Source organism: uncultured Streptococcus sp. (assembly GCF_963536705.1).
GTDB lineage: Bacteria > Bacillota > Bacilli > Lactobacillales > Streptococcaceae > Streptococcus.
Genome location: NZ_CAUTAP010000001.1, coordinates 195,142 through 207,445, shown reverse-complemented (window position 1 = coordinate 207,445; position 12,304 = coordinate 195,142). Strand labels below are relative to the sequence as shown.

Sequence of the window (12,304 nt, the reverse complement as noted above, 5' to 3'; positions counted from 1 at the left end):
CAAAGTGACCAACATCACTTCATATTTTTGTGGGGGGAATTTATCTTTTGTGCACAACTTCATAAAAAAGAATTTTACGAAAATACAGCCGGCTGACAGTTGACTACTCCATCATTATCAAACGCAAAAAACGAATCACTAGTTAGTGAATCCACCTGATTAAAGGTTGCACATAAATGTTTTTATAGCATTTGATTTAGAAAGAAAGAAGTCAATATGCTTGAAAATACTTTTTTATGCATATCTCACCCTCGAGATGAATTATAGCACAAGAAATTTTTGAATGCAAGCATTTTAGTTAACAAGGTGTAAATTGTTTTTATGGGTAATTTTTTATAGTTCGTATTTTTGTTTTATTTTCTATTTTTTATCTATATAAATCACTAAAACCTTCTCATTTACGAACTAAAACAATATAAAAATGTTTATAATTTGGTTTACACTATGTAAATTATTTTTATTACTTATTTATAAAAACTCCTCACCCTATCATTCCGATTTTTTATTTAAGTTTATTTTAAGCTTATATTAAGCCTTTTTTAAGCTTTTCTTAAGTTTGTTTTAAGAATCAAAGAATCTGTTGTTAACTTTCTTTCTTATGGGTTTTTATTTATAGAAATGAATAAGTATTAAAGAGTAGTAAAAAATACTAGAAGCATTTATTCCAGCTTCTAGTATTTTGAATTTATTAATATTTTAGTTGTTTGATAACCAAGAGGTGGCTATCTTCCTCACCGACCAAGCTATGTGGCTCATTGGGCTCCATCGTCAAAAAGGAACCTGTCACTAGCCGTACGGTTTGTTCTCCGGCAGAAAAGCTTACATTTCCTGATAAACAAACAACTGTTACTAGTGCATCAGCACTGTGCTCTGGTACTTCTTTTCCTTTGGCAAGATGCAGATGATGTATGATTCTGCCTTCTTCTTGAACAGGTGTTTCTGCAAAATCATTATTGGGATTGGTAACAAAAAATTTCATTTTCTTCCTCCTTCTAATGGATGATGTGACTACTGATCTTCATAGCCTCCACCGGTAATGCCGAAATATTCTTCTAAAGACTTGCCTGATTGAGCAATTTCCTTGGCTTCTTGACCAATATAGCGCAGATGCCAACTTTCAGGCATATAGCCAGTTGAATCTTCCTTACCCTCTAGATAGCGAACGATAAAACCGTACTTATAGGCGTTATCTAGAAGCCACTGACTTGCTCCGGCTTCTTGTACGAGATTACCATTCTTGTCAATCAAGTCAAATGCCAAACCAGTCTGGTGCTCGCTGTAGCCTGGCCGAGCAGAGTAGCGATCCGCAGCGGCTTTGCCGTCCTGATTGACATAGTTTTGATAGAGCTCGGTCTGAGTATCATAGCTGCGGAAACCACTGTATTGGTCGCTGATAGCATAGCCTTGTGCCTGCATGTCTGCAATCAGTTTGAGCAATTCTGCTTTAGCAGTCGCATTCTCACCTGGGTTATAGGAAGCAGACAAAGGGTAGTGTTTGTTGACAACGAGAATCTCATCATATTTCCCTTTGACACTGTAGTAGCTGCCGTTATAAGAAACATTTTGATCAAGAGTTTTGGCCTCGTGATTTTGCTCTTTTTTAGTATCAGCGCTATCTGAAGATGTTGTCGTATCTTGGTTAGAATTTTTGTCTTTTTCAGCATCTTGTTTCTTAACTGTGCTAGTTGAGCTAGCCGCTTGTTTATCAGAGCTATCTCCAGTAGTGTCTTTACCAGACGAACACGCGCCTAGAACAAGAACGGATGCCGCAAGAAAAATTAGTTTACTGTATTTCATTGTCATAATATCAACCTTCTGAAACTTCAAGATTATAGATTACAAAAGAATCCCCACTAGGTTTCAAGTAATAAGTCTTATTTTTACGATTTACACTATTTGGAGTGTTATCGGTATAGTGGACCGTATAGTCCTCATATGTTGTCACGATATAGGAACCATTTTCTTCCTTGATTTCGCGGATATCCAAAGCTCCTGGCTCATAATAGTTAATTTTCGCTTTCTTAACACCACCACCAGAGGTCCACTCAACCATTTCTCGATATACTGCACTAGAGGTATCGTAGTATTGAGAATAGTTGTTGCTCCTGTTAGAAACTGAGCTGAAAACAGCACTGCGGTAGTCATTAAGGAAAGTAGAGACTTTTGCCTTTTGAGCCTCAACCTTTTTCGCTTCTTCGTTCTTTTCTCTAATCTTAGAAACTACTTCCTTAGGAAGCGATAATTTCACATTAGTAGTATCATTTTCCACAATTACTGTCTCTTTATTGGTAGTAAAGGTAGTATCAGAGATAGTAAACTTGGCATAAATTTCAAGTTCTTGATAAGGAACAAGCTGCAACTCAGGGCTCAAACTGCTACCACTTTCTTTACCATTAACAACGATTTTAATATCTGTTGCTTTTGAAGTTTCAGAAGGCATAGTAATTTTTAGCTGTTTCTTTTCAGACTTGAGATCGAGTTTGATTTCATTATCCTTAGCCGTAGCTAAATCAAGCTGAACCTTACTCTCTACATCTCCAACATCCGTCTTACCTTTGAGAGTAAAGTCTTGTTTGATAAAGTGATATTCACCCAATTCAGTGTCAGTGTTTTTCTTAAGAGTAATAGTTTTTTTCTCACCAGGTTTAATGGTAGCATTATCCAAATTGGTATTGACTTTAACTTTGACTGGATAGGAAACCATCTGATATTCCTGAAAAATACCAAATTTCTTACTCTTTTCAGTAACACCTAAAATCTTATTATTGTTGTCATCGATATAAGCAGATTTGCCATTTGACTCAACAATGTTATCTAGCTCAGTTTCGAGATTAATCTCCTGGCTCTCTAGGTGCTCAACTAAGGCTCTTGCTTCAGCACGTGTCCACTTATCGGATTGAGTAGAAAGAAGACTTGCAACTTCATCAAAGTCTTTACTAGAGACTGCTTTTGCAAAATGGTCTGTGACCACTTTAACTCCAGTTATAGAATTTAAATAGAAGAATGCTCCAATCAAAGCGGCAACTAAAACGGTTGGAGCCCCAATCAAGATTGCTTGCTTCTTTGATATTCTCTTTTTAGCCTTTTTTACCGGTTTCTGTGGTAATTGCGAGTCGAGCAATTCAGACCGAATAGGCAAGTTAGAGAATCCTTGACTCTTAGCTTCTGCAAATTCTTCTTTGGTAGGTTTTCGACCAATATTATTTTCAAAAGCTTGCAGCCAATTCTTACGAAGTTCTTCATATTGGCTAGATTCAAACGCGCCTTGCTTCTCATCTTGGAAAGATGGTTGAATCGATTCTTCTGTGACAGAATCTTCAGAAGGTGTCTCCTGAACAATATCTTGATTATCAGAAGCTTCATCAGTAGTATTTTCTACTGATGAAGTATCTGTGGTTACTTCCTCTGCTTCGCCTGCAATCTCCTTAATCTTTTTTGGGTCAAAGTTAGATTGTTTGCCAGCTTGGAACTCACTTGCAGTTGGTTTTCGACCAATTACTTTTTCAAAGAGATCAACCCATTTTTCTTTTGTTGCCATAAATCTCCTCCAATTATTACATCATTATGATACTAGCTAGTAGAGAAAAAGCGATGAAAGAGAAGATAATTGTAATCACACCATTGATAATAATGGCCAATAGATATTTATAAAAAGGATCCATAGAGTTGTTTGTCTTGGAATAAATCAAAGCAAAGGTCGCTCCAACTCCGACTAACAAAAGAACAATCCATGTGAAAAACAGAGATAAATGAATAATACCCAACAGAGCAAACAGAGCTGAAACAGCAATAAATGGAAGAACAATGGCATACAGTCGACCGTACCAATCAAAAGCCTTATTAAAGGTAAAACTTCTATCTTGGTAGACCAAACGCTTCACAACAAAACCACCTAAAATAATAGAAAAAAGGAAGAGAGCTGCTGCTATCAGTGAAACAAAGAAGACTTTGAAATTAAAAGTCGGTCCATTATACATACCAAAACTCATGATACCAATGGTACTGAAAATATTGTAGTTTGCAACAATAGCAAAAAAGAACGCTGTCAAACCTAGAGAAAGGTAACCATTCACCTTACTGCTCTCAACTTCAGATGTCGGTGATTTCCAAGCTGAAACGAGCCAAGCCCAGAAACCTTTCATTGTTTTAGAAAACTCGCTGGGTTGAGGAGGTTGCTGACTGTAATAAGCCTGTGGTCCTTGTTGAGGTATTTGTGAATTGAACTGTCCTTGCTGCTGGTTGTTCTGATAAGCTTGCGGACCAGAAGACTGAGGCTGTCCAGCAAAGGGACTTGCTTGCTGAAATCCTTGTTGCTGATAAGCTTGTCCCTGATTTGCAAATTGATTTGGATTTGCTTGTTGCTGAGGAACTTCTTGATATTGTTGAGAAGCCTGCTGAGCAAAAGGCTGTTGGAAGTTTTGCGGCTGTTCAAAGCTTGATGAAGCCGGACTAGCTTCACTAGAGGCTTGCTCCGCACTTACCTGTTCAGCTTCAACAAATTCCCCGGCAGCCAATGCTTGGGCAATTTCTTCCTCTGTAGCCGAGCGTCCATTAACGGCCTCAAAATATTCAAGCCAATCTTGTTTTGACATAAAATATCTCCTATCTATAAATTATTATACTACTATAGTATACAAAAAAAGGGCCGGAAATTCAATCTATTCCGGCATTTGCTCTTCTTAATCGCTTGTCATATCGTCAATTTATCAGGAAAAGCTTCCACTCCTCCTTCGACATTGATCACTTGGTAACCCTTAGCTTCCAAAAATTCGCAGGCACGCGCTGAGCGTCCGCCTTTTTGGCAGATGATATGGTAGGGAATTTGTTTATCCAATTTTCCATAATTTTCAGGCAAGGTGCTGAGAGGCAGATTCTGAGCCCCAGAGATATGTCCAGCAGTAAATTCATCCACCTCGCGAACGTCAATCAACTGCAGTTCTTCTGCCTGTAATTTGTCATATAAATCTTTCGCGCTAATTTTTTGCATCATTTTTCTCCTATTCATTCATAATCACAATTTTTCCAAAACCTGCCGTCCCTTCGATAAATGCATGAGCTTTGGGCACCTGCTCTAAGGAAAAGACACGCCTTGGTGTAACATTGACCTGATAGCGGTCAATATAGTCCAATAATTCATCCATCAAATCTTGGCTCACATGAGCTGAGTGAAAACTTGTCAGAAAACTGTTATTTTTAATTTCCTCAATTGGATTGAAACCTGCCAGCTCCCATTGGCCACCCAAGAGGCCGGTCACACAGATAATACCGCCCTCTGCGATATGGTCAAAAGAATCCTTGACAGTTGCCGGACCGACCAACTCCAGGATTTTGTCAAACTTCTCCTCTGTTTCCAGTCGGCCATCCTGATCTATGATGATATCGTCGTAGGCTTGGTGCTTGAGTAGAAACTGTTTGGAACCGCTATTGACTGATCCGACGATATGTGTGTCTGGAAACTGTGCCTTGACCAGACGAGCAAAGGCCAAACCGACACCGCTAGTGGCAGCCCGAACCAAAATCTTGTCATTGGGCTCAATGCGCAGATTTTTCATAGAACCTAGGGCAGTATAATAGGTCTCTGGCACTGCAGCCAGCTCTGTCCAGGTCAGGTTGGTCTCGACTGTATAAATTTGATCGTTAGGCAGGAGGACATACTCGGCATAAGAGCCGTCAAAAGCTCGCCCCATTTCTCCCATGATGGAAACCACTTTCTGGCCAATCTCTAAATCTTCTCGAGTCGTCTCGGCAACTTGGCCAACACACTCAATGCCTAAAATCCGAGGAAAGGTGACACTCGGCGATAAACCCTCGCGAGTAAAAATCTCCGAGTGGTTAATCCCAAATCCTCTGACCTTGACCAAGGTCCAGCCTTCTTGAAGTTCTGGAATCGGTCTTTCTTCTAGCAAAAGCTTTTCTGGGCCGCCCGCTTCGTAAATAACTATAGCTTTCATCGTTTCCATAGAATCACCTCGCTTTCTACAAAGTTTAGCATTCTAAGCTTAGACTTATCAAAAAGTCAGTCAGTTACTCCTGAAAATCAAACCGAACTTTGGCAAAATCATTGGCCGGCTGTTGGAGAATCTCCTGAGGGGAACCAAGTTGCTAGCTACGTCCTTCATCCAAGATCAAGATAGAGGGACTATTCTCTAGCAAATGAGTAATACCAATCTGCTCGGTTTGACAACCTGAGAGAACAGCTGGATAGTACTACTCTATCTCAGCAAAACAGTTAGTTAAAGCTCCAGCACTTGGTAAGAGTAGCCCAAATCTTGCAAGAATTTAAACAAATCTCTTGTAGAGACAAAGATAGTCTTTTCATTGGTATTAGGATGGAAAGTCATGCGTTCTTCGCCGATAATTTCTTTATCAAAATAGACTTGAACGTCCTTCTCCTCATTGTTAAGCAGACCAAAAGGCGATACCGTTCCTGCTGGTAGGCTCATTTTTTCATAGAGGGAATCCGCTGAAGCCATACGAATACGGTTGGCTGAAACCAGCTCTTTAAACAAATCCATGTCCAAACTCTTCTTATCATCCATAATCAGCAGGTAATACTGGGTTTTCTTCTTATTGGTCAAAAACATGGACTTAGTCCGAACTCCTTCCATGCCTTCAATATAGCTATCTGCTTGCTCTGTCGTAAATGCAGGTGGGTGCTCTACCACATCAAAGGTGATCCCCAACTCTTGCAACTTATTTGCTACTTGTTGATAAGCATCCATAGTTTTTCTCCTTTATTGATGAATAATCTTTTGTACCAACGCTTGCAAGTCTGGCACAACCTGCTCTGCAAACCAAGGATTTTTAGCCATCCAGATTTGGTTGCGGGGCGATGGGTGTACCAAAGGGAAAAAATCAGGTAGATAGTCTTGATAATGCTGAACTGTCTCGGTCAGCTTGATATTTCCTGTTTGATGCAGATAGTATTTCTGTGCATACTGACCAATCAAAATAGTCAGCTCAATATCTGGCAAAAGCTCTAAAATCAGCTGATGCCATTTGTCCGCAAAGTCCTTACGAGGCGGTAAATCACCAGATTTCCCATGTCCTGGAAAATAAAAATCCATGGGCAATACTGCAAAGTAGCCAGAATGATAAAAAGTCTCCTCATCGACACCTAGCCATTCTCTCAGCCGATCACCACTCTTGTCCTTCCAGTAAAGCCCTGCCTGCTGAGTTTTCAGTCCCGGCGCTTGACCAACAATGTTAATCCGAGCATTCTTTGGTGCCGCAAAGAGTGGCTTGATTCCCTGCTCCATAAATTTCTGATTTTCTGGATCAGCCATGATGGCCTTTGTAATATCTTCTAAAGTATGCATAGCAACTCCTTGCAAAGAAACTCATTTGGCAAGACCAAACGAGTTCTTCTTTTTTATTTGATTAATTCGTAGATAGCTTCCGCGTAAATGGCCGCAGCACGGAAAAGGTCTTCTACATCTGTAAATTCATTGGCTTGGTGCATAGTGTTGACATAGTCTGGGAACATAGCCCCAAAAGCCACACCGCGCTTCAAAAGACGACCAAAGGTTCCACCACCAATGACTTGCTCATGTCCTTTGAGACCTGTTTGTTTTTCATAAACATTCAAAAGAGTTGCTACCAACTCATCATCTGCTGGAACATAGTGCGGAGTGTGTCCGTGTTCAGACAAGCTCACAGACACAACACCAGTAACTTTTTCAAGACCGGCCTGAATTGTTTTCGGATCAGTACCTTGAGGGTAACGGATGTTCAGAGCAATGGTATTGTCAGCCTTGGCACTGTCAAAATGGAAAACACCAGCATTCATGCTGAGAGCACCCATTTTAGCATCTGTATAAGCAATTCCTAACTTCTCACCTGCAAAGTCCTCGTGCAGAACTTGAGCTGCAACATCCAGATAAGCTTTGGCGTCACCACCAAAGTCAAATTGGTTAAGGAAGAGAGCTAAATAGGTTGCTCCATTGATACCATCCTCTGGTGTAGAACCATGAGCTGATTTCCCAATGACTGTCACTTCAAGAGTGTCGCCATTTTCTTTCAGACTAGCTGAAACCTTGTGGGCAGCAGCAAAGTCTTGTAATTTGACATCCAATTCCGCTGCATCAATTGGCGCTGTAAAAATGGCTGTCGCTGATTCTGGCACCATATTCTCACGAAGTCCTCCAGTGAAGCTCTTGAGTTTAAAGCTGCCATCATTACTGTTACCAAAGTGGAGATATTCTGTGATATTCCCTTTTTCACCGTTAATGATTGGAAATTCCGCATCTGGTGAGAAACCAAAGTCTGGCTCAGGCAAACCAACATGCTTGAAATAATAGTCCATGTCTTGCCAACCGGATTCCTCGTCTGTCCCCACCACAAAGCGCACACGCTTAGATACTGGCAAGCCCAAGTCTTTGATGATTTTCAAACCGTAGTAACAAGCCATGGTTGGCCCTTTATCATCAGACGAACCACGCGCATAAAGCTTACCATCAATAATTTCAGGTTTGTAAGGATCTGTATTCCAGCCACTCCCGGCAGGGACTACATCCATGTGGGCAAAAATCCCAAGTTCTTCCGTACCCTCACCAAAAGTAAAGTGACCAGCATAATTGTCCACATTCTTCGTTTCATAACCATCGCGTTCAGCAATTTCTAAAAACTTATGCAGAGCTTGAACAGGTCCAGGTCCAAAAGGATGCTCCTTGTCTGCCTTGGAATCGTCCCGCTCTGAGTTGATTTCTAAAAGACTGAACAAGTCAGCTAAGAGATCTTCTCTTCGTTTTTCAACTTCTGCTTTAAAATCAATTGTCATTATTTTACCCCGACTTCCAATTCGATTTAAATCGATAAAATTATGAATTAAATCGTAAATTTAACTATATCAACGTTTCTCAATGATTTCATCAACTGGTAAGCGATAGCTAGGCTCTAACTTATCGTCTGTATAACCAACAGTAATCAAGAGCTCTGGACGGAAACGCTCGTCAATCTCTAAAACTTCATTAACCTTAGATTTATCGAAACCTAAAATGATATTGGATCCGATACCTTGGTCAGTCAGCGCCAGAACAAGATTCATGGCCACCAGACCAGCATTGAGAGCTAAATAATCGCTCTTTTGCTGTTCACTATAGCGAGCAAACTCAGCTGGCAGATTCTGCATATAGAATTGGAGCTGCTCGTCAGAAAAATTTCTCACTCCAGCCACACGCGCAATCTTACGAGCTCGCTTGGTCAAATCTGTATCCGTAAAGAGGGCAATGGTTACTGGTGCTTCCTTAATCTGGTCCACATTACCACCGAAAGCTGTCTCAGCTAGAGCCTGATTACGCTCCCGCACCACAACGAACTTCCATGGCTGACTATTGTGGGCACTGGGTGCCAACGTTGCAATTTCAATGGCTGTGCGAACATCCTTTGGATCCACAGGTTTGTCATTGAAATGCTTGGTCGCATGACGCTTTTTATTGAGTTCTAGAAATTTCATAAGTCGCATCCTTTTCTAAATATACTAGCTTCATTTTATCATATTTTGTAAGAGTTTGCAGTTTTTTTCCTTTCATAAATTTCACTAAATCATTATTAGAAATGCTTAAATTATGCCTATTTTTATTTATAATTGAGTATAAACAATATTTTATTTAAAAATTTTTTGATTCAATCTTATCTTTTAAGTCACTTAAATTTCCATCTATTTTACATTTTGCTACAAAAAAAGCAGGTGGTTCTTACCTGCTTTGTTAATATTATTGTCCAGATTTAAGCTGACCAAGAGCTTTATAAGCCCCTTCAATAGCCTTCTTCATAGCATCACGTCCTGTTTTCAATTGCTGAGCAAATAGAGCACGATTTTGTTCTGGAATTTCTGTATCATCTGAACCAGCACTTGAGAGCGTTTCATTAAAAGTTTCTCTTGAAGTTTCCATAGATTGAATAGCTGGTTCTACTTGTTGATTGTATGCTTCTTTCCCAGCCTCAGGTACTTTGTTCCCAATTTCATCAATGTACTTTTTATAATTATCAATCAACTTACTAAAGAGAGCTTTCATGTCACCAATTGTTTTAGCATTGTCGATTTCTTCATCTGTCAAAAGAACGATTTCTGGGATTTCTACATCTGAACTAGCTGTTTTTGATGATGTTTCAGAGCTACTTGATTTATTCTTTGAAGTAGATTTTTTTTCTACAGAACTTGAAGCTTTTTCAGAAGAATCTGAAGTTGTTTTTCCAGAACATGCTGCTAAAGTTATAACCGATAAAAGCGCTACACTAGCCGTAATAATTTTTTTCATTACTGTCTCCTATTAATAAAGAATAGATATATTATAATACAAAATTATTTTATTGTCAAACATTATAGGCATTATACTAGTCACTCTATTTCTGCTATTTTTCTCATTATAGAAAAAATTCAGCATACACAGTCCTCATTTGAGATTTGTCTATTTTAAATCTGCTTGCGTTTCCGCCACCTCTCGCAACTGTGCTTGTTCCTGCTCCTGAGTTTTCGGATTCAACTTCTCCCGCACCGCTTCTGCCACTGCTCGTGGTACGCCGACTTCGACGATTTGGTCAACAGTGGCTTCTCTAATCTTGGTTAGAGATTTGAAGTGTTTCATAAGATTTTGCTTACGTTTTGGTCCCAAGCCTTCAATGCCATCTAGTTGTGATGAGAAAGAATTCTTAGACCGGAGCTGGCGGTGGAAGGTAATAGCAAAGCGGTGGACCTCATCTTGGATACGCTGGAGTAGGAAAAATTCCTGCGAATTACGGGATAATTCTACAACCTGCAGAGGGTCACCAAAGAGCAATTCATGGGTCTGGTGCTTGTCATTTTTTTGCAGTCCAGCGATGGGAATATCCAATCCCAGCTGCTCCTGAATAACTTCTTTAGCGACATTGACTTGGCCCTGTCCACCGTCAATGACAATCAAGTCTGGTGGAGTTAGTCCGTCACGAATTACCCGACTATAGCGGCGCTTAATGACCTCTCGCATACTAGCGTAGTCATCAGGTCCTACCACAGTCTTGATCTTATACTTGCGATAGTCCTTCTTACTTGGTTTACCATTGACAAAGACCACCATAGCTGATACAGGACTGGTCCCCATGATGTTGGAGTTATCAAAAGACTCAATACGAACAGGTGTAGGAATGTTAAGGAGCTGCCCTAGATTCTCAATAGCCCCTTGAGTCTTTTCAATAGATTTCTCCAAGAGGTCAAATTTCTGCTGGAGACTGACTCGGGCGTTTTTGATAGCGAGATTGACCAACTGCTTCTTCTCGCCTCGCTGGGGCTTAAACACCTTGGTATCCACCATGGCTCGGACAGCTTCTTCGTCAATATCAGCTGGAATCAAAATTTCATTGGGCTTGAGGTGGGACTTTTCCTGGTAGAACTGGCCGATATAGGTCAGAAAATCTTCGTCCGGATCATTGTAATAGGGAAAAAGATTAACGTCACGCTCGATTAACTTGCCCTGGCGGACAAAGAAGACCTGTACGCACATCCAACCCTTATCTACATAATAACCAAAGACATCACGATTCTGCAAATCCTTGGCCATGACCCTCTGTTTGGTTCGCAGGGTGCCAATGGACTGAATCAAGTCGCGGTACTCCGCTGCCTTTTCAAACTCCATAGTTTGCGCTGCGCCAGCCATTTTCCCCCGTAAATCCTCAATAATCTGGTCATCCTGCCCCTTGAGAAAGGCCGCAACCTCCTGGGCTAGCTCCTTGAAATACTGGCTGTCTACCTGACAAATAGTGTGGGCCTTGCACTGCCCCAGATGGTAGTAAAAACAAACCTTCTCAGGCGGATTGGTACACTTACGAAAAGGAAAGAGCCGATCTAAGAGACGCTTGATTTCATTGGCCGCACCGACATCCGGATAAGGACCAAAATAAAGTCCGCCGTCCTTTTTGACTAGGCGCGTGATGATTAGGCGCGGATAGGTCTCATTGGTAATCTTGATAAATGGATAGGACTTATCGTCCTTGAGCATGATATTGTACTTAGGCTTGTTTTCCTTGATTAGATTGATTTCCAGAAGCAAAGCCTCAATATTGGACTCGGTGACAATAAACTCAAAATCCTCAATCTCAGAAACTAGAGCCTCCGTCTTGGTATCATGGCTACCGCGGAAATAAGAACGAACCCGATTGCGAAGATTCTTGGCTTTACCGACATAGATAATGCTACCGTTTTTGTCTTTGTGAATGTAACAGCCGGGACTGGTCGGCAACAGTTCCAGCTTTGATTGGATTAGCTTGTTCATAGGTCTATTATAGCAGAAAAGGGAAGCATTCAACAGGTAGACACTAGATTATTAGAAAA

Annotated in this window: 12 protein-coding genes; all 12 read right to left on the bottom strand. The window is 40.6% G+C overall.

All coding sequences use genetic code 11. The annotated features are described in order from the left end of the window. Positions 1–688 precede the first annotated feature (688 nt). The 12 genes from RWX26_RS01000 to uvrC all read right to left on the bottom strand — a co-directional run bounded on the left by RWX26_RS01000 (position 689) and on the right by uvrC (position 12,245). Positions 689–979 carry a cupin domain-containing protein gene (locus RWX26_RS01000; protein ID WP_314578324.1) on the bottom strand — a complete coding sequence of 97 codons (291 nt, stop codon included), beginning with the start codon at positions 977–979 and terminating at the stop codon, positions 689–691. 29 nt (positions 980–1,008) lie between these two features. After that, a complete protein-coding gene (gene ldcB, locus RWX26_RS00995; protein WP_399558128.1) occupies positions 1,009–1,803 on the bottom strand; it encodes an LD-carboxypeptidase LdcB/DacB in 795 nt (264 codons plus the stop codon). Between the two features lie 4 nt (positions 1,804–1,807). Then, on the bottom strand, positions 1,808–3,538 hold the full coding sequence (locus tag RWX26_RS00990) for a TcaA second domain-containing protein (RefSeq protein WP_314578322.1): 1,731 nt from the start codon (positions 3,536–3,538) through the stop codon (positions 1,808–1,810). 16 nt (positions 3,539–3,554) lie between these two features. Continuing rightward, positions 3,555–4,592, bottom strand: a complete 1,038-nt coding sequence (locus RWX26_RS00985; protein WP_314578320.1) for a DUF6574 domain-containing protein — start codon at positions 4,590–4,592, stop codon at positions 3,555–3,557. Positions 4,593–4,690: 98 nt separating this feature from the next. Next, positions 4,691–5,005 carry a rhodanese-like domain-containing protein gene (locus RWX26_RS00980; protein ID WP_314578317.1) on the bottom strand — a complete coding sequence of 105 codons (315 nt, stop codon included), beginning with the start codon at positions 5,003–5,005 and terminating at the stop codon, positions 4,691–4,693. After that, the gene (locus RWX26_RS00975; RefSeq protein WP_314578315.1) at positions 4,998–5,960 is read right to left on the bottom strand and encodes a zinc-binding alcohol dehydrogenase family protein; all 963 of its coding nucleotides are present in this window, start codon (positions 5,958–5,960) and stop codon (positions 4,998–5,000) included. Before RWX26_RS00975 ends, RWX26_RS00980 begins: the two co-directional genes overlap by 8 nt. Before the next feature lie 273 nt (positions 5,961–6,233). Next, complete coding sequence (locus RWX26_RS00970) at positions 6,234–6,722, bottom strand: prolyl-tRNA synthetase associated domain-containing protein (RefSeq protein WP_314578313.1); 489 nt, start codon at positions 6,720–6,722, stop codon at positions 6,234–6,236. A 12-nt stretch (positions 6,723–6,734) separates the two neighbouring features. Continuing rightward, positions 6,735–7,319, bottom strand: a complete 585-nt coding sequence (locus RWX26_RS00965) for a uracil-DNA glycosylase family protein (RefSeq protein ID WP_314578310.1) — start codon at positions 7,317–7,319, stop codon at positions 6,735–6,737. A gap of 53 nt (positions 7,320–7,372) precedes the next feature. Then, a complete protein-coding gene (gene pepV, locus RWX26_RS00960; protein WP_314578307.1) occupies positions 7,373–8,779 on the bottom strand; it encodes a dipeptidase PepV in 1,407 nt (468 codons plus the stop codon). A gap of 69 nt (positions 8,780–8,848) precedes the next feature. Further along, positions 8,849–9,454, bottom strand: coding sequence for a nitroreductase family protein (locus RWX26_RS00955; protein ID WP_002924506.1), 606 nt, complete (start codon positions 9,452–9,454; stop codon positions 8,849–8,851). Positions 9,455–9,713: 259 nt separating this feature from the next. Further along, positions 9,714–10,259, bottom strand: coding sequence for a hypothetical protein (locus RWX26_RS00950; RefSeq protein WP_125378493.1), 546 nt, complete (start codon positions 10,257–10,259; stop codon positions 9,714–9,716). Between the two features lie 150 nt (positions 10,260–10,409). Next, entirely contained in the window at positions 10,410–12,245 is a 1,836-nt protein-coding gene (gene uvrC / locus RWX26_RS00945) for an excinuclease ABC subunit UvrC (RefSeq protein WP_314578304.1), read from the bottom strand. Positions 12,246–12,304: the final 59 nt, after the last annotated feature.

What these genes read in the sequence shown, in the direction of transcription:
- RWX26_RS00955 (WP_002924506.1), bottom strand. Translation starts at nt 9,454, where the DNA reads ATGAAATTTCTAGAACTCAATAAAAAGCGTCATGCGACCAAGCATTTC.
- RWX26_RS00975 (WP_314578315.1), bottom strand. Translation starts at nt 5,960, where the DNA reads ATGGAAACGATGAAAGCTATAGTTATTTACGAAGCGGGCGGCCCAGAA.
- RWX26_RS00965 (WP_314578310.1), bottom strand. Translation starts at nt 7,319, where the DNA reads ATGCATACTTTAGAAGATATTACAAAGGCCATCATGGCTGATCCAGAA.
- RWX26_RS00985 (WP_314578320.1), bottom strand. Translation starts at nt 4,592, where the DNA reads ATGTCAAAACAAGATTGGCTTGAATATTTTGAGGCCGTTAATGGACGC.
- RWX26_RS00950 (WP_125378493.1), bottom strand. Translation starts at nt 10,259, where the DNA reads ATGAAAAAAATTATTACGGCTAGTGTAGCGCTTTTATCGGTTATAACT.
- ldcB (WP_399558128.1), bottom strand. Translation starts at nt 1,803, where the DNA reads ATGACAATGAAATACAGTAAACTAATTTTTCTTGCGGCATCCGTTCTT.
- RWX26_RS00990 (WP_314578322.1), bottom strand. Translation starts at nt 3,538, where the DNA reads ATGGCAACAAAAGAAAAATGGGTTGATCTCTTTGAAAAAGTAATTGGT.
- RWX26_RS01000 (WP_314578324.1), bottom strand. Translation starts at nt 979, where the DNA reads ATGAAATTTTTTGTTACCAATCCCAATAATGATTTTGCAGAAACACCT.
- RWX26_RS00980 (WP_314578317.1), bottom strand. Translation starts at nt 5,005, where the DNA reads ATGAATAGGAGAAAAATGATGCAAAAAATTAGCGCGAAAGATTTATAT.
- pepV (WP_314578307.1), bottom strand. Translation starts at nt 8,779, where the DNA reads ATGACAATTGATTTTAAAGCAGAAGTTGAAAAACGAAGAGAAGATCTC.
- uvrC (WP_314578304.1), bottom strand. Translation starts at nt 12,245, where the DNA reads ATGAACAAGCTAATCCAATCAAAGCTGGAACTGTTGCCGACCAGTCCC.
- RWX26_RS00970 (WP_314578313.1), bottom strand. Translation starts at nt 6,722, where the DNA reads ATGGATGCTTATCAACAAGTAGCAAATAAGTTGCAAGAGTTGGGGATC.